Genomic DNA, 16,900 nt, shown 5'->3' with positions numbered 1-16,900 from the left:
ATCGAGGTAAAAAGCAGCCCGGCATTTTTGACGCGACTCCCATCCCCCAAAGGAATGAACACTAACGCACACGGAATTATTTACTCATCGGATATGCCGCCGTATCTACCACGATCAATGCAAACGTCGACTCAATCCAGTGTCGAGTTTGCCGTCGTTAATGACCTGGAGACGTTCCTACTGCTGCAGAAAGAATGGGAAAATCTCTGGCATGCCGTTCGTGGAAATCCCTTTCAGTCGTTCCTCTATTGCCTTCACGCGCTCCGCGAAGTGGCCATTCCGTCCTGTGCAAGTCCACATTGCATCGTCGGTAGAAAAGCTGATCAGATGGTGTTCGTGTGGCCTCTAATTCGATATCGCGAATATTTGTGGAACACGGTGCGCCCGTTGACCCACGACGTACCCGAACCGTCCCATTTACTCGTCGCGCACGAAGAGGACGCGGAGTCTCTCATTCAGGCTGCGTGGCGCACGCTGCTCTCGTCTTCCAGCAGCGATGTCGTCAACCTTCCAATGCTGCGCACGGATTCCGCGCTTTACCAATTTGCGTCGAAGTCCAGGTGGCTGTCGCAAGGAGAATGGCGCGTAGTCGGCAACGCGCCTTTGCTGCAATTCGGAACGTGGGGGCATTTTCGCGCCAATCTGGCTGAGTCTTTTAGAAAGAGACTGGATTACGATCAGCGTCGTTTGCATAGAGCCGGTGAAACCTCGTTCTTCATCCCCGAATTAAGCGATCCGCGAAGCCTGGCTTGCGTCGATACGATGCTGGAATGGAAGCGCGAGTGGTCTGCACGCGCAGGCGTAACCGGAGATTTTTTCAAAGAGTCATATCAAAAGTTTCTGCGGGAGATATTGACCGACCCGTCCCTCAACCAATACTTTCGTCTGTTCGTTCTCTCCCTGGATGGAAAGCCGATTGCCATGAACCTCATTGCGCTCGCCGAGCGGGTGGTGATCGGTATGCAGAGCGCGTACGATCCGACACAGGCGAAATGGTCGCCCGGTTCTGTACTGCAGGAATACGTGCTGAAATGGGCATTCGAAAACGAGCGGGACCTCGACTTCGGCCCCGGCGACAGCAAATTCAAGCTGAATTGGACAGGGGGACTTGGCTATACCTGCGCCGATATCCGGATTGCAACGAGCCATTGGGGGCGATCGGCATTCGTTGCACTTACACTCCAACGTTGGTACGAGAGATTTCGCCGGCTCATTGCCGAAGGGCCTTTGGCGCGCTTACGCAGGTCGCGATCGTAACCGGATCGCAAATTCAAGCTCGGCGATGAACGCCGCCGTATCGTCGAAGCGCCGAAATACCCCATTCAAGTACTACCGCGCATGCGCGCCAGAGCATCGAGCAACTGATGCACAGGCGCGGCCAAGGTTTCCCGCAGGCGCGAGACGAGTTTCAATTCATGGCTCGAGCATTGCTCGTCGAGCGCGACGACGGAGAAAGGCAGCGCAACTCGCAGCCGGCACGTTGTCGATTCGGGCACGATCGATACGCCGACGCCCGCCGTTACCATATGACAGACCACCTCGAAGCTTTCGACCTGTGCGCGCAGTTGGATACTCTGGCCCAGCAGCAGCGCCGTCTTCGATACGTATTGCTGATGGATGAGCGCTAGTTCAGTCCGATGTAATTCCACTCCAAAACCTGATGAAAACGAATCGCACGCTCACGCGCCAGCGCATGAGCATTCGGCACGATGACGACAAATCTGTCGTCGCGAAACGGCATCACTGCGAGTTTCCTCGTGTTCACGAGCCCTACGATGATGCCGAGATCAGCACTGCCTTCGTCGACGGCGCGCACGGTTTCCGGACTGGTATGTTCCTTAGGTGATCACTCAGGTCAACGTGTGCGGGCAATACCAACAGGTTCCGCGAGTCTGTTGGGCGATAAGCGTCACGGGAGCGCTTGCAACACCCCGCCCGCATAGACAATTTCTCGCTTAATCAATGGCGTAGAGCGATACGACGAATTGGCACGTCGCATGCAATGTTGGTTTCAAGCCAGCGTTGCGGTGCGCCGAATGGCGCAAACGGCATCGGGAGGCTTCGAAACACCAGGCGCATCGGCGCCCGGTGCGGCTTCCGGGAGTTCATACATGCCGCTCGCTCGATTGCTCCTCTGCTTTCTCCAGTGCTCGTTCGCGGCCGCGGTGCTTTTGCCCGTCGTCGCGGGCGCCGCAAACCTGCCGGTCGAATCGCAACGCTATGCGTCCGGCACGCCCGACGCGGGTCCCAGCGATTCGGTCACGCCTCACGCACTGAAAGCGGGTATCGAGCGCCTGCGCACCGGAACGTGGTGGGAAGCCAATCGCAAGATCCGCCCGGAACTCGCGCAAGTCGGCGACCTGATGTTCCTCCTGCCGCTTGCCGACAGGAACCTCGAACCATCATCGGATGCGATCGGCCGCGTGCAGCGCCTGCGCGAAGCGCTGCGCAGTCATCTGACGCGCGAACCCGCCGGCTGGACGCGCCTCGTTACGCAGGTGCGGGCAGCGCGCGTAAAGGCCGGCGATGCGTCAGCCGTGCTGCTCGCCGACGCGCTCATCAACGAGGTCCGCTATCGCGACGGAACCGACGGCACTTACTACGCGCCGGCGCGTTTCTTCGCCGAAAGCGGGGTGTGCAAGGATTTCGCCGTTGCCAAATACCTGTTGCTGCGCGACGCGGGTTTCGATATCGCGCGGCTGCGTCTCGTGTCGCTCGCACCGCGCTACAACAACACACCGGACGACTGGCACGTCATCCTCGTCGTGCAGATCGACGCCGCGAGCGAACCCCTCGCACTCGATTCACCGAACGCGAAGCGCGCCGACGATACCGCCAACCAGGCATCGGCTTCGATCGGGCCGTCCGCGCTGCTCGGCGCGATCCTCGCCGGCCGCGAGCCCGCCGATGCGGTGCTGCGCGCGCCCGCGGGACCGCTTACCACGCCGCTCAGCCGGTCGGGCCAGGCGCGTCGGCCGCTTGCGACAGTGTTCAACGAACAGGGCAGCCGGTCGTTCGAACGCGCCGCGCCGGACGCGCTGCGACGCGCGTCGACGGCCGGGCGAAGCGCGAATGCGCTGTATGTCGACGAAATGGGCGAGCAGTGGACGGTCGACGGCTCCGGGAAGTTTCCGAAGTGGCGCGTCGCCGTTGACCAAACGGATGCGCTGGCGAAGCCGGATCCAGCGGCAGGGTTGATACGGGTGGCGGCACGCTGAGTGAGGCGCGCATGGCCCGCGCCCGACACCGCCGCGACGAAAAAGCACCCGCACGCGATCGAACCGCAAATCCGGGTGAAGCGGTCAGTGGCATCATTGGGGTGTCGGCGTGCAAGTTCGGCATCGCAGTTGCCCGACTGCCGCTCGACGGCTCGACGGCGCGCACCAACGCGTCCGTGCGTGACAACTCGTCCTTGCTGCACCGGCCCGGAGATCGTACATGTCCGTCTTTCTCGAAGTCGAGCACGTCACAACCTATCGCTACAACAAACCTGTGGAGCTCTCGCCGCACCGCGTGATGTTCCGGCCGCGTGCCGGGCACGACATCCGCGTGTTGTCGGCCACGCTGACGGTGTCGCCGCATAGCACGCAGCACTGGATGCAGGACGTGTTTTCGAATTCCGTGGCGATCGTCGAACCGCGGGTGCCGGCCGACGAGCTCGCGCTTCGCGCGCACTTCGTGATCGAGCATTTCGGCGTCAAGAATCTGGAGTTGCCGCTGGCGCCCGAAGCCGAGCACTACCCGTTTCACTACACCGACGACGATCAGCTCGACCTGACACCCTTCCTGCCGCCGCAATATCCTGAGGATCAGCCCCTGCTGCGCGACTGGGCGGCGCAGTTTCTGCCCCGGCGCGGTACGGCGCACACGCGCGACATCCTGACCAATATCAACGCCGCTATTCGCAGCGACTTCCAGTACCAGTCGCGTGACGCCATGGGCACTCAACTTCCGTCTGAAACGCTGAACCGGCGCAGCGGTACCTGCCGGGATTTCGCGCTGCTGATGATGGAAGTGGTACGGGGGCTGGGACTGGCCGCGCGCTTCGTGTCAGGGTATCTGTACGACCAGGCGCTCGACACGCCGACTCCGCCGGCGGTACGCAACACGGCACTGCAACAGGGCGCGAGACAGGTCGAAAGCCACGACGAGCCGCTCATAGTGGGGGCCGGCGCGACCCACGCATGGCTGCATGTCTTCTTGCCGGGCGCGGGCTGGGTACCGTACGACCCGACCAACTCGCTCGTCGGCGGTACTGACCTGATCCGGGTGGCCTACACGCGCAAGCCCGAACAGGCCGCACCGGTGTCCGGTTCCTGGTTCGGTGCCGCGCAGGACTTCATCGGCATGGATGTCAGCGTCAGCGTTCGACGAATCGAGCGGCCAGCAGAGCTGGAATTGATCGGCGAACGTCCTTCAGAGAGCGCTATGGCCGCCCGGACCTGAGAGTCGCCCAAGAAGCGGGAATCGGCAAGACTCCAGACGAGACGGCTATAGGCGTCGCGCACTTGCACGTCGAGATTCGTGGCGATGAAGCTTCGTCGTACTCGTTCTTCGTCGAAACGATCTTCGACGGGCATTGCTTCAATCATCGGAACTTTCAGCACGGCCGACTGGGCAGCGCTTTGCCACAGCGGCCACGAGCCCCAGCAGCAGCCCTCCGACAACTTTGAGTCCGTCGAAATGGACTATATTGAATGACAGCGACTCTCAGTAGCAGCAGCTTGACGCAGGAGACGAGCGATGAGCAACGGGACATGGTTCAAATGGGCGGCAGTAGCGGGATTGGCTATCGGATGTGAGACCGTATTGGCCAGCGGGCCCGGCGACATCGCCAACATACCTCTTGCCGCGACACAGCAAAATTCTGGTCAGAGCGGACAAGCGACCCTCGTACCGGTCGGTGACGCGACAGAAATCGCACTCTTCGTGAGCGGATTGCCATCTCACACCGCGCTGCCGGCGCAGCTCTACACCTACCTGTACCCCGGCACTTGCGGCCACCTCGGCGCGCGACCGTCGTTCGACATGAACCAGCGCGTGAGGCTCGGCGAGTTCACACCGATGATGATGTGGAAGCGCGTGCCGATCTCGATGCAGAAACTTCGCTCCAACGATTACGCGTTGGTCGTGCGGAGCGCCCCCGTTGATGGATCCGCCGAAGTCTTTTGTGGCGATCTCAGGCAAGCCTCGTGATCGCCGTCGACTAAGACGCCGATCTCAGTGTGGCGCACACGGGCAACATCGAGCAGAACATCATCAACGGCGCGTTCGACGTGCTTGACGGCTTCACCCTGATCCTCAGGTCCAGTTCTGCGTCGGAACGTGATCGCGGCTGCCCTTGATCCTGTTGTTTTCGTCGACGAACACGAGGTCCGGCTTCCAGCCCGCCTTCAGTTCCGCCTCGTCGACCACCGCGAACGCCGCGATGATGATCAGATCCCCGAGTTGCGCGCGACGCGCAGCCGAACCGTTCAGCGAAATCATCCCGCTGCCGCGTTCGCCCTTGATCGCGTAGGTCGAGAAGCGCTCGCCGTTGTTGATGTTCCAGATGTCGATGCGTTCGTTTTCGACGATGTTCGCCGCTTCGAGCAGGTCTTCGTCGATCGCGCACGAGCCCTCGTAATGCAGCTCGCAGTGAGTGACAGTGACGCGGTGAATCTTCGACTTCAGCATGTTGCGTTGCATGACCCATCCTGTGTGGCTTCGTTACGGCGTCAGATTTCCAGGTTGTCGATCAGACGCGTCGCGCCGAGCCTGGCCGCCGCGAGCACGACGAGTTTCGCGTCGGCGTCCTGCGCGCCCGGGGCGATCAGGTTCGAGCGCTTGCGGATCGCGATGTAATCGGGATGCCAGCCGCGCGCGGCCAGTGTCGTTTTCGCTGCCTGTTCGAGCTTCGCGAAGTCACGCTCGCCCGCGAGCACCGCGTCGCGCACCCGATTCAACTCGACAGCCAGTATCGGCGCCTCGTCGCGCTCGGCGGCCGACAGATAGCGGTTGCGCGAGCTGAGCGCGAGACCGTCGATATCGCGCACGGTTTCGGCTGCGACAATGTCAGTCGGCAGCGCGAACTGATGGCACATGCTGCGCACGATCATCAGTTGCTGGTAATCCTTCTTGCCGAACACCGCGACGCGCGGCTGTACGCACGACATCAGCTTCAGCACGACCGTGCACACGCCTTGAAAGAAACCCGGACGGAATTCGCCTTCGAGGATGTCGCCGAGATCGTGCGGAGGATGCACGCGGTACTCCTGCGGCTCCGGATACAAATCCCGCTCGGTCGGCGCGAACAGCACGTAGACGCCTTCTTTTTGCAGCTTCTCGATGTCGGCTTCGAGCGTGCGCGGGTACTTGTCGAAATCCTCGTTCGGGCCGAACTGCAATCTGTTCACGAAGATGCTCGCGACCACCGGGTCGCCGTGCTGACGCGCGAGGCGCATCAGCGACAGATGGCCTTCGTGCAGGTTGCCCATCGTCGGCACGAAGGCCGTGCGGTTCTGGCCACGCAACTGATCGCGCAATTCCTGAAGGGAGCTGATAATCCTCATCGAGTGCCAACCGCAAAGTGGATCAAGGCCGTGTCCGTTTCACTCACATTTCCAAGCGTTTCTGTCCAATTCATTCAAATCCCCTTCACCATATCCTCGATCACCTTCTTCGCGTCGCCGAACACCATCATCGTCTTGTCCATGTAGAACAGGTCGTTGTCGAGTCCGGCGTAACCCGCCGCCATCGAGCGCTTGTTCACGATCACCGTGCGCGCCTTGTACGCCTCGATGATCGGCATGCCCGCGATCGGCGATTTCGGATCGTTCTTCGCGGCGGGATTCACCACGTCGTTGGCGCCGAGCACCAGCACCACGTCGACCTGTCCGAACTCGCCGTTGATGTCGTCCATCTCGAAGACCATGTCGTACGGCACTTCGGCTTCCGCGAGCAGCACGTTCATATGACCCGGCATGCGGCCGGCCACCGGGTGAATCGCATACTTCACCTCGATGCCCTTCTCGACCAGCTTGTCGGTCAGCTCCTTCAGCGCATGCTGCGCCCGCGCCACGGCGAGCCCGTAGCCCGGCACGATCACGACGGTCTCGGCGTTGCCGAGCATGAACGATGCGTCATCGGCCGAACCGGATTTCACCGGACGCTGCTCCGCCGAACCCGCCGCGGCCGCGCCCGGCTCGTTGCCGAAACCGCCGAGGATCACGTTGAAGAACGAGCGGTTCATGGCCTTGCACATGATGTACGACAGGATCGCACCCGAGGAACCCACCAGCGAGCCCGCGATGATCAGCATCGCGTTGTTCAGAGAGAAGCCGATGCCCGCGGCCGCCCAGCCCGAGTACGAGTTCAGCATCGACACGACGACCGGCATGTCCGCGCCGCCGATCGGAATGATGATCAGCACGCCGAGCACGAACGCGATGATCGTCATGATGATGAACGGCAACCACGACTGCGTGAGGAAGAACAGGATGCCGAAGCCGAGCATCGCGAGCGCGAGCATCAGGTTGATCAGATGCTGGCCGCCATACACCACCGGGGCGCCCTGAAACAGCCGGAACTTGTACTTGCCCGACAGCTTGCCGAACGCGATCACCGAACCGGAGAACGTGATCGCACCGACGAACGTGCCGATGAACAGTTCGATACGGTTGCCGTACGGCAGGAAGCCCTCGATCGGCACGTCGGGATCGACGAGACCGAACGCGGCCGGCTCCGACACGACCGCGTACGCGATGCACACGGCCGCGAGACCGATCAGCGAGTGCATCGCCGCGACGAGCTCGGGCATCTTCGTCATCTCGACGCGCGCGGCGACGAACGCGCCGACCGAGCCGCCGATCACGAGCCCGAACAGCAGCAAGCCGAGCCCGAGGCCGAGATTGGAGCCGAGCGCTTCGGCCTGCCGCGAGATCAGCGCGATGGTCGTCAGGATCGCGATCGCCATGCCGACCATGCCGAAGGTATTGCCGACGCGTGCCGTCTTCGGATTCGACAGCCCCTTGAGCGCCTGGATGAAGCAGACCGAGGCGATCAGATATAGCAGCGTGACGACGTTCAGGCTCATTTACGTACCCTCCTTGCCAGCCGCCGGAAGCTTCTTCGGTTCCTTCTTCCTGAACATCTCCAGCATTCGCCTCGTGACGAGGAAGCCGCCGAACACGTTGACGGCCGCGAGCGCCACGGCAATCGTGCCGAAGAACTTGCCCGCGCTGCCGACCGTCAGACCCGCCGCGAGCATCGCCCCGACGATCACGATCGCCGAGATCGCATTGGTCACGGCCATCAGTGGCGTGTGCAGCGCGGGCGTGACGTTCCAGACCACGTGATAGCCGACGTAGATCGCCAGCACGAAGATGATCAGATTGATCACTGTGTGATTGATGACTTCCATCTTCGGCCTCTCCTATGCCTGGCGCGTGACCTGACCGTCGCGAGCCAGCAGCGTGGCCGCGACGATGTCGTCCGCGAGATCGATGTTAAGCAGGCCTTCCTTCGTGACGATCAGCTTCAGGAAGTCGAACAGGTTGCGCGCGTACAGCGCTGAAGCGTCGGCGGGCACCATCGCGGCGAGATTCGTATAGCCGACGATCTGCACGCCATAGCGCACCACCACCTGATCGGCCTCGGTCAGCGGACAGTTGCCGCCGCGCCTGCCTTCATATTCGGCGCCGCGGCCGGCCGCGAGATCGACGATCACCGAGCCCGGCTTCATCGCCTGCACCATGTCGACCGAGATCAGCGTCGGCGCGGCGCGGCCCGGAATCAGCGCGGTCGAGATCACGATGTCGGCCTGCTTCGCGCGCTCGTGGACCAACGCCGACTGGCGCGTGAGCCACGACGGCGGCATCGGCCGCGCATAACCGCCGACGCCCTGCGCGGCCTCGCGCTCTTCGTCGGTCTCATAGGGCACGTCGAGAAACTTCGCGCCGAGCGATTCGATCTGCTCTTTCACGGCCGGACGCACGTCGGACGCTTCGAGCACGGCGCCCAGGCGCTTGGCGGTCGCGATCGCCTGCAGGCCGGCCACGCCCGCGCCGAGAATCAGCACGCGCGCGGCCTTCACGGTGCCGGCCGCGGTCATCAGCATCGGCATGAAGCGGGGATAGAGCGTCGCCGCGAGCAGCACCGCCTTGTAGCCGGCGATATTGGCCTGCGACGACAGCACGTCGAGGCTTTGCGCGCGCGTCGTGCGCGGCGCGGCTTCGAGCGCGAAGGCGGTCACGCCGGCCGCGGCGAGCTTGCCCGCGTTCTCGGCGTTGAACGGATCGAGCATGCCGACCAGGGTCGCGCCGCGCTTCAGGAGCGGCAATTCGGAATCGGTGGGGGATTGGACTTTGAGGACGAGATCGGCACCGAACGCGGTGGCGGCATCGACGATTTCCGCGCCCACGGCCGTATAGGCTTCATCGGGAAAGCTCGCGCCGGCGCCGGCGCCGCTCTGGAGCGTGACACGGTGGCCTTGCGCCGCGTACTTCTTGACCGTCTCGGGCGTCGCGGCAACGCGGGTTTCATGCGCGCGCGTCTCGGCTGGCACTCCGATGTGCATCGTTGGTTCTCCTCGACTTCCTGTTTGACGACACATCTGCCGATGTGTCTGTAACGACGGTGCGCAGACTCGTGATGATCGTGACCCGTGAACGGGCACACAGGCGTCCGGCAGATTAGCGGCTATAAGCCCTCACATGCCCCTATCGAAACGGGGGGCTGATTCGGCGCCTGATTGCGAATCTCACTGGAGATCTGCGACGGCCCGTGCAACGCATCAGAAACGGTGCGTGATCCCCAGAGCCACCATGCTCTGCGATGACCCGAGCTCCGTTACCGACACCGCTGGCCAGCTCATCATCGAAGTGCCATGGTTCTTGATGTAGCCGGCGCGAGCATAAATCTGCGTGCGCTTCGAAATGCTGTGATCGATGCCGATCTGGATACCCTTCGCGCTATCGTTCACGCCGCGCGCGTTGCGTTCGATTCCGGCGATCACAACGGCGTCCGCGGCACTCGCCTGGATCGTCGCGCCAATCTCCGTGAAGCTGTACGAATGAGCCGCACCCAGACGCGCTGCCAGCGAACCCGAGGGAGCGTCGTTTGAACGGTTATAGGTGTAGTTCGCCTGCAGGTTCACGATGCCGATCCGATACGCAACGGCGGCGGTAAAGCGCTCCGTGCCGAGCAGGTTTAGCGCAGCAGGCAAGCCAGGCAGGTTCTCCGATCCCGCGTGCTGATTCTGATAGGCGAGTCCAGCGAACAGGTCAAATCCGTTGTACGTCAGCGCGATATCGAACAGATTGCCGACCGCCTGCACAACTGGAAGCGTCGTCGTCGAACTGAACGCATACATCGTGTAAAGCTTCAGGCCACCGACGACCGGCGACTGATACTCGATCGAATTGCTGGAGCGACCGGATGCGGCCTGCGTGGCGAGGGTGTTGCGATCGACCGCGACCGCTGCGGCAGCCACCGGTGAAAGCACTTCATTTCCGCGAAACGGGTCGGTGTAGTAGATGGCCCAGAACGTCGGCTGATACTGGCGGCCGAATGTCAGCGATCCGTAGTCGGCGTGCGCGAGTCCGACCCAGGCCTGACGATAGAACAACGTGGAACTGTCGACGAAGAAAGACCCGTTGTTGACGTTGTAGCCGCTTTCGAGCACGAACTTCGCCGTCAAGCCGCCCCCCAGATCCTCGTCTCCCTTCAGACCCAGACTCGATCCACTTCCGCCCCCACTACGCAGTGAATACGAATGCGCCGAACCGTTGTCGAGATATTGCACGAAGCTGTCGACGACACCGTAAAGCGTGAGCGTCGACTGCGCCCATGCTCCTTGCGCGGCCAGCAACAACACCGCTCCGCCAATACTCTGCCTGATGATGCACATGCCCTCTCCTCCGATACGTCTCGTGTCTCTACTTTTTCAATCACGGCCCTGCTTCATTTCCAATGCCTTGGCTTCTACCTCTTCGTCGCCACGCGCCACGGGGGCACAAAAAAAGGGTCCTCCGCAACGGTGCGAAGGACCCGAATACGCCTGTGCCCACTCAGCACAGGCGGCACAGTCATTCGAACACGGCCACGCCGGTCAATGCGCGCGCGATTCCAAGTTGCAGCATCTCTGGAGCGCCGCCCATAATTGAAATGGTCATGGCATCGCGCACCAGTCGTTCGACGTCGAAGTCGTGCGCCATGCCGCTCGCGCCGTGCAATCGCGCGGCGTCACCGCATACCCGCACTGCGGCGTCGGCCGCGAAGGCCAGGGCCATCGACGCCTGCAGGTCGCAGCACACACCCGCATCCCTCATGCTGAACGCGCGTTGACACATCAGCCGTGCCGCGTCCGTTGAGATCGCCATGTCTGCGAGCTTCGCCGCCATCAATTGATGCGACGCGATGACTTTGCCGAACCCGATGTTCTTCGTGGCGCAGGCGATCGATTCGTCGAGCGCGACGCGCATCAGGCCAACTGCCAATACGCCGACATGCATACTCGCCCGCGCGCTGAGTCCCGCCATATCCCGCAGGCCCTCGCCCTCTTCGCCAATGAGATTCGTTGTCGGAACGCGTGCGTCGGCGATCAGAATTTGTGTGGTCGATTGCGCATCGAGCGCAACCCTATCGACGCGGTACGCCTCGTAGCCGTGCGCCTCACGATCGATCAACAGGTGCGATAAGCCGCTTTCTGTACGCACCGCGCAGACGAACACATCTGAATAGACGCCATTGATAATTCCCGTCATCGCCCCGTTCACCATCAAGTGATCACGGTCACGCGCGGCGGCGATCTCCGTGCCGTGCGAGCCGAGTCGCCGTTCGCCCAGGCCGTTTGCACCGAAGAGTCGACCCGCCAGCGTCTCGGGCAAATACCGCTCGCGTAGTTCGGCGGCCGCGTCGAGCAGCGTCGCCGCGAGTCCCATGTTCGACATGACGCACAGCGCAATGTCGAACGAGCAGGCAGCCAGTTCCTCGAACAGCATGGCCTGCGTCGCGTACGACCAACCCATACCGCCGTGCTCGACCGGCACCGTGCAGCCCGGTAGCCCAAACTCGGCAATGCGTTGGGTCAACTCGCGCATCGTGACCTTCGGAATGAAGCGGTCGCGGTACGTGCGCGCAACCGGCCTGACCTCGGCCAGCAGGAACTTGCGGAAGCTCTCGACCGCCAACGCCTGCTCTTCCGTGGGAACTCGATAGCTCATGGATCACCTTGCGCGTCCCCGCGACTCGATAGGGCGTTCAACACCCGTTGCATTGGCGAGGCACGCAGCGTCGCGCCCCCGGTTCGGGAATAGTCAGGACTTCGCGTGCCCGGTCCGCATAACGCCATTGGTCGACGCAGCAAACGGACTTTGCGCGTAGCTCACGCGCTTCCTTGACGTTGCACTTGTGTTAAGTTAGTTTCCGCGATTTGTTTTTTCGCCCCTCCTTCGGAGGGGGTAGAGAAAAGCCGCGAGGCACGGCATCGACCAGGTGACAATTTGACAACGCCTTTCATCAAACACGTGGCTGCCACGCGTTTCACGCCGCCGCGCATTGGTGCGAAGCATGTACCTCGCACCGATCTGCTCGCCCAGTTGCACCTGATGCAGCACGCCGTGCTCGCTCTCGTCACGGGTAGCGCCGGCTATGGCAAGACCACCTTGCTGGCCCAATGGCGCCAGGCCTGTGTCAAGGCCGGCGCGGATGTCGCATGGCTTACGCTGACCGCCGAAGAAAAGGGGTACGCCGACTTCTGCGCCACGCTCGTCGCCTCGCTGCGGCGCGTCGGCCTATGCGCGGAGACGGACTTCCCGATCGACGATGCCAGCACCAGCGCAATGGATGCCGCCATTGCAGCAATCGTCGAAAGCGCGCTCGACTGGCCGAAGGAGCTGTACCTCTTTGTCGACGACTACCATTACGTCGAGGCACCACTCGCGCATCGTCTCGTGCAGAAGCTGCTCGATCAGGCGCCTGGCAACCTGCATGTTGTGATCGCCTCGCGTGTCGCCCCGCCATTGAGCCTTAGCCGGCTGCGCATGATGAACCAGATCGTCGAACTCGACAGCGCGGAGCTGCCGTTCAGTCTGGCCGAAACGCGCGCGTTCATCGACGAGAATCTCGGTGCTGGCAGGCTCGACGCGGATGCGGCGGGGCTGATCCACGAGTTGACTAGCGGCTGGCCCTCATGCATTCAGCTCATCGTCATCATGCTGAAGAACCGGCCCGACACGCTCGCGACGTTGAGGGATCTGGTCTGGCGCTCGAGCGACCTGCAGACCTGGCTCAGCGAAGAGGTCATGGCCGATCTGCCCGCGCAACTGGCTTCCTTCGCCGAGGTGATGTCGATCTTCCGGCGCTTTAACGCGCCGCTCGCGCGCGCTGTTACCGGCGACCCACAGGCTGCCGACCTGCTCAAGCGGATGGAGGACGAGAACCTGCTGGTGAGCCGCGTCGATTCGGACGACCGCCTCGCGTGGTACTGCCTTCATCCGCTGTTCGGCGAATATCTGGCTACACGGCTCGTGGCAAGGGATGACGCGGCAGTCAAAGAGCTGCACCTGCGGGCCAGCCGCTGGTTCGCTGAGCACGGCTACCTCGCCGAGGCGGTCCGGCACGCGAGCACGGGCGGCGACGTTGAATTCGCGGCGACAGTCATCGAGCGCGCCGAGCCCACGGCCTGGAGCCTCGAATACCTCAGCCCGATGCTGCATCTGCTCGAACAGTTGCCCGAGGCGACGCTGTTCCGGCATCAGCGTCTACTCTTCATCGCCTGCCTCACGATCGCGCTCACTACGCGGCCCGACAAGGCGAGCGCCTGGCTGGCGCATCTGCAATCGGGCGCGCTGCCCGACGACCCGGAGCTGGCCGCTTGCGTTCCGATGATCCACGCGGCCATCGCCTTCCAGCACGACGATACGCAGCGCATGGTCGAACTGCTCGAGCCGATGCGCGACGTCATCGTCGAGAACCGTTTCTTGCGCTATTTCTTCGTCGCTGAGCTGTGCGTCTCTTATGCGGGCACCGGCCGCTACGCGGACGTGACGCGCCTGCTCGATCTGCGCCCCATCCCGTCCACGGACCGCGACGACGAGATGGCGCTCGTGGTCGAAGCGGCTCACGTCGCGGCCATCCTGGCCGAGGGCGACGCGCGCGAGGCCGAGCGCCTCGGTACACCGCTGCTTGCGCGCTCGGTGAAGGCCGTCGGCCGTCACTCGATCAGCTCAAACATCTGCGCGAGCGTGCTGGTCGATGCCTACTACGAACTCGATCGCATCGACGACGCTCGCGAAACCATCGCGAACCGTCGGGGCCTGCTGCAATCGTCGGGGCCGGACCTGACCATCCGTGCGTCGTTGTGCCGCGCGCGGCTAGACTGTCTTCAAGTCAGCGCCGACGTCGCGCTCACCTTCCTCGAGCAGCAGACTGCGCACCTGCGCGATCACCAGCAGCCCCGCCCCGTGGCGTATATGCTGGCCGAGCAGATCAGGATCCTCCTGCAAAAGAATCGCCACGCGCGTGCCGCCCAACTCGATGTCCTGCTGGACGAACTGGCGCAAGCCCATCGCGACGACCGTGGGATTCGGGCCGAAATTGCGGCTATCGGCGCATTGGCGCATGCGCGCGTGCTGCGCGCGGCGCAACCGGAGGCCGCGCTGGCATCGCTGCGCGATGCGCATGCGCGAGCCAGTGCGTTGGGGCGGCGCCGATTAGCCGCGTTGGCGGATTTTCTTCTGGCGGCTACGCTCGTCGATCTCGAACTCATTGCCCAGGCGCGCGATTCCTTCCTGCAAGCAATCGGGACGGGCACGCGATTCGGTCTCGTGCGCACTTTCATTGACGAAGGCGCAACCGCTGCCACGCTGCTCAATCGCGCGGTGGAGGAGGCGTGGATCGACGGGGCCGCTCACGACTATGTCGTCGGCCTACTCGATCGATTCCCCAGAGAGTTGGACAAGGACGGCTCTGGAGGCGTCTCGCGGCGCGCCGTCGGCCGCAAGGGGGACTCAGCACTGACCCCACGCGAGCTGGAAATTCTCGCACTGGTCGCGCAAGCCATGTCGAACAAGCGCATCGCACTCGCGCTGAACATCACGCTCGAAACAGTGAAGTGGAATCTGCGCAACGTATTCGCGAAGCTCGGCGTGTCGAGTCGCTACGACGCCATGCTTTGGGCCCGCAAGAACGGGCTGATCGAATAGACGATCGCGGGGGCAGCCCTGCAAAGCAGCGAACGAACGCGGCCATCGCGCCACGCCCGTCCGCCACACGCGCGTCAATACACGGACAGCAGCGGCATCAAGGAAAGAGACGCATGATCGATTCGGCGATGCAGGCCGGCTTGCCCGCGCCCTCGCACTCGACCGTCATCTCGAACTTGACCTGAGCGCCGCTGTTGTCGAGCGCATCGAAGCCGGCGAGACGGAAATGCGCACGAAGGCGACGACCCACCGGCACAGGGGCGATGAAGCGCACTTTGTCGAGGCCGTAGTTCAGGCCGCTGCGCACGTCGTTGACCTTGAACGCGGTGGCGAAGAACGCGGGCAACAGACTAAGCGTCAGAAAGCCATGCGCGATCGTGCCGCCGAACGGACCGTCCTTTGCGCGCTCCACGTCGACGTGAATCCATTGATGATCGCCCGTGGCATCCGCGAACTGGTTCACACGGGCCTGGTCGATCAGCAGCCAGTCGCTCGTGCCGATCTGCTCGCCGACCAGCGGCGCGAGATCGGCGATCTTGTCGAACTCTCTCATTGTGATACGTCTCCTTGAGTTAGTGCGCGCCGCAAGTAGTCGACGCAACGGGCGTCGTGACGATCGCTGCCGCCGAGCATGGCGTCCGCGACGATCGCGCGCTTGAAGTAGTGGCCAATCTGATATTCGTCGGTCACGCCGATCCCGCCATGCAACTGGATCGCCTGCCCGCAGACGAACTTCGCAGCACGGACGACCAGCGATTTCGTCTGCGAGACGACATAGTCGCGCCGTGCGGCCTCGTCGTTCATGATCGACGCGAGCAGTGCATACAGCATCGAACGCGCGATTTCCAGCTCCGCCGCCATGTCGGCGAGACGGTGCTGCAACGCCTGGAAGCTGCCAAGCGGCACGCCGAACTGCTTGCGCACTTTCAGGTAGTCCGCCGTCAACTCGATGGCCCGCTCCATGCCACCGACCAGTTCCGCGCACAGCGTGGCCGTGGCATGCGCGAGCGCCTGCTGCAACGCGGGCAGCCCGCGTCCAGGCTCGCCGAGCAGCGCACCGACAGGTAGCGTCACGCCGTCCAGCGTCAACTCCGCCGCCCAACTGCCGTCATGCAACGGCAACGCCCGGCGTGTGAGTCCCGGCGCGTCGGCGTCGACAACGAAGAGCGTCAGGCCGCCATCCTGCGTCATGGCCGACACGACGAACGCATCGGCGTGCGCGCCGCCCGCGACGAGTGTCTTGCGCCCGCTCAACCGGTAGCCATTGCCCGTGCTCTCCGCACGGGTGCGAAGATGCTCCGGCAAACCGCGCGAGTGCGCCTCGCTATAGGCCAGCGCAATACGTCGCGTGCCTTCCGCGAGCGCCGGCAAAAGGCGTTCGCATTGTTCGGACGTACCCGCCGCCGCGATGGTCTGCGCGCCGAGCACGGCGCAACCCATATACGGCTCGATCACGAGCGCGCGCCCCAACACCTGCGCAATCAGCGCCGTCTCGATCACCGTGCCGCCGAGGCCGCCATACGCTTCAGGCAGCGCGGCGGCAAGCCAGCCGTTCTCCGCGAACGTGTTCCAGTGTGGCGTGCCGCACTTCGAGCCCGATGCAATCAACGCCCGACGTGCCTCGAAACCGTAGTCCCGTTCGACGAAGCGCTGCACGCTATCCTGCAGCATCTGCTGCTCTGAGTTCAGATTGAAATTCATGATGGGTTCGGCGA

General features: G+C 63.0%; 16 protein-coding genes. 5 read left to right on the top strand and 11 right to left on the bottom strand.

Annotated features, from left to right (window positions below):
* The first annotated feature begins 117 nt into the window (after nucleotides 1-117).
* Complete coding sequence (locus CI15_RS27980; RefSeq protein WP_062134496.1) at nucleotides 118-1,257, top strand: GNAT family N-acetyltransferase; 1,140 nt, start codon at nucleotides 118-120, stop codon at nucleotides 1,255-1,257.
* A 65-nt stretch (nucleotides 1,258-1,322) separates the two neighbouring features.
* Here CI15_RS27980 and CI15_RS27975 read toward each other — a convergent pair whose 3' ends face one another.
* Nucleotides 1,323-1,649 (bottom strand): LysR substrate-binding domain-containing protein, encoded by a 327-nt coding sequence (locus tag CI15_RS27975; RefSeq protein WP_082814336.1) that lies wholly within the window; start codon nucleotides 1,647-1,649, stop codon nucleotides 1,323-1,325.
* Complete coding sequence (locus tag CI15_RS38120) at nucleotides 1,625-1,816, bottom strand: LysR substrate-binding domain-containing protein (protein ID WP_062134492.1); 192 nt, start codon at nucleotides 1,814-1,816, stop codon at nucleotides 1,625-1,627. Before CI15_RS38120 ends, CI15_RS27975 begins: the two co-directional genes overlap by 25 nt.
* Before the next feature lie 295 nt (nucleotides 1,817-2,111).
* Between CI15_RS38120 and CI15_RS27965 the strand changes: the two genes are divergently transcribed.
* The 3 genes from CI15_RS27965 (at nucleotide 2,112) to CI15_RS27955 (ending at nucleotide 5,196) form a co-directional block, all read left to right on the top strand.
* Complete coding sequence (locus CI15_RS27965; RefSeq protein WP_062134483.1) at nucleotides 2,112-3,218, top strand: transglutaminase-like domain-containing protein; 1,107 nt, start codon at nucleotides 2,112-2,114, stop codon at nucleotides 3,216-3,218.
* A gap of 220 nt (nucleotides 3,219-3,438) precedes the next feature.
* Nucleotides 3,439-4,446, top strand: a complete 1,008-nt coding sequence (locus CI15_RS27960; RefSeq protein ID WP_062134480.1) for a transglutaminase family protein — start codon at nucleotides 3,439-3,441, stop codon at nucleotides 4,444-4,446.
* 297 nt (nucleotides 4,447-4,743) lie between these two features.
* A complete protein-coding gene (locus CI15_RS27955) occupies nucleotides 4,744-5,196 on the top strand; it encodes a hypothetical protein (RefSeq protein ID WP_062134477.1) in 453 nt (150 codons plus the stop codon).
* A 105-nt stretch (nucleotides 5,197-5,301) separates the two neighbouring features.
* On the opposite strand, the gene panD is transcribed toward CI15_RS27955, so the two are convergent.
* The 7 genes from panD to CI15_RS27920 all read right to left on the bottom strand — a co-directional run bounded on the left by panD (nucleotide 5,302) and on the right by CI15_RS27920 (nucleotide 12,203).
* Entirely contained in the window at nucleotides 5,302-5,688 is a 387-nt protein-coding gene (gene panD / locus CI15_RS27950) for an aspartate 1-decarboxylase (protein WP_062134474.1), read from the bottom strand.
* Between the two features lie 29 nt (nucleotides 5,689-5,717).
* A complete protein-coding gene (panC, locus tag CI15_RS27945; protein ID WP_062134471.1) occupies nucleotides 5,718-6,551 on the bottom strand; it encodes a pantoate--beta-alanine ligase in 834 nt (277 codons plus the stop codon).
* Nucleotides 6,552-6,625: 74 nt separating this feature from the next.
* The gene (locus tag CI15_RS27940) at nucleotides 6,626-8,074 is read right to left on the bottom strand and encodes an NAD(P)(+) transhydrogenase (Re/Si-specific) subunit beta (RefSeq protein ID WP_062134468.1); all 1,449 of its coding nucleotides are present in this window, start codon (nucleotides 8,072-8,074) and stop codon (nucleotides 6,626-6,628) included.
* Entirely contained in the window at nucleotides 8,075-8,401 is a 327-nt protein-coding gene (locus CI15_RS27935; RefSeq protein ID WP_062134465.1) for an NAD(P) transhydrogenase subunit alpha part 2, read from the bottom strand.
* Between the two features lie 12 nt (nucleotides 8,402-8,413).
* A complete protein-coding gene (locus tag CI15_RS27930) occupies nucleotides 8,414-9,556 on the bottom strand; it encodes a Re/Si-specific NAD(P)(+) transhydrogenase subunit alpha (RefSeq protein ID WP_062134462.1) in 1,143 nt (380 codons plus the stop codon).
* A gap of 216 nt (nucleotides 9,557-9,772) precedes the next feature.
* On the bottom strand, nucleotides 9,773-10,888 hold the full coding sequence (locus CI15_RS27925) for a porin (RefSeq protein WP_062134459.1): 1,116 nt from the start codon (nucleotides 10,886-10,888) through the stop codon (nucleotides 9,773-9,775).
* 178 nt (nucleotides 10,889-11,066) lie between these two features.
* Nucleotides 11,067-12,203, bottom strand: a complete 1,137-nt coding sequence (locus CI15_RS27920; protein ID WP_062134456.1) for an acyl-CoA dehydrogenase family protein — start codon at nucleotides 12,201-12,203, stop codon at nucleotides 11,067-11,069.
* A 279-nt stretch (nucleotides 12,204-12,482) separates the two neighbouring features.
* Here CI15_RS27920 and CI15_RS27915 point away from each other — a divergent pair, with 279 nt between their 5' ends.
* Nucleotides 12,483-15,185 carry a helix-turn-helix transcriptional regulator gene (locus tag CI15_RS27915; protein ID WP_062134453.1) on the top strand — a complete coding sequence of 901 codons (2,703 nt, stop codon included), beginning with the start codon at nucleotides 12,483-12,485 and terminating at the stop codon, nucleotides 15,183-15,185.
* Nucleotides 15,186-15,282: 97 nt separating this feature from the next.
* On the opposite strand, the gene CI15_RS27910 is transcribed toward CI15_RS27915, so the two are convergent.
* Together CI15_RS27910 and CI15_RS27905 are read right to left on the bottom strand one after the other, a co-directional pair.
* Nucleotides 15,283-15,738: a MaoC family dehydratase gene (locus CI15_RS27910; RefSeq protein WP_062134450.1), complete on the bottom strand. Its 456-nt coding sequence runs from the start codon at nucleotides 15,736-15,738 to the stop codon at nucleotides 15,283-15,285.
* Nucleotides 15,735-16,886 (bottom strand): acyl-CoA dehydrogenase family protein, encoded by a 1,152-nt coding sequence (locus CI15_RS27905; RefSeq protein ID WP_062134448.1) that lies wholly within the window; start codon nucleotides 16,884-16,886, stop codon nucleotides 15,735-15,737. Before CI15_RS27905 ends, CI15_RS27910 begins: the two co-directional genes overlap by 4 nt.
* Nucleotides 16,887-16,900 lie beyond the last annotated feature (14 nt).

This window comes from Paraburkholderia monticola (genome assembly GCF_001580545.1).
Lineage (GTDB): Bacteria > Pseudomonadota > Gammaproteobacteria > Burkholderiales > Burkholderiaceae > Paraburkholderia > Paraburkholderia monticola.
This window is presented reverse-complemented; position numbering and strand designations above follow the sequence as displayed.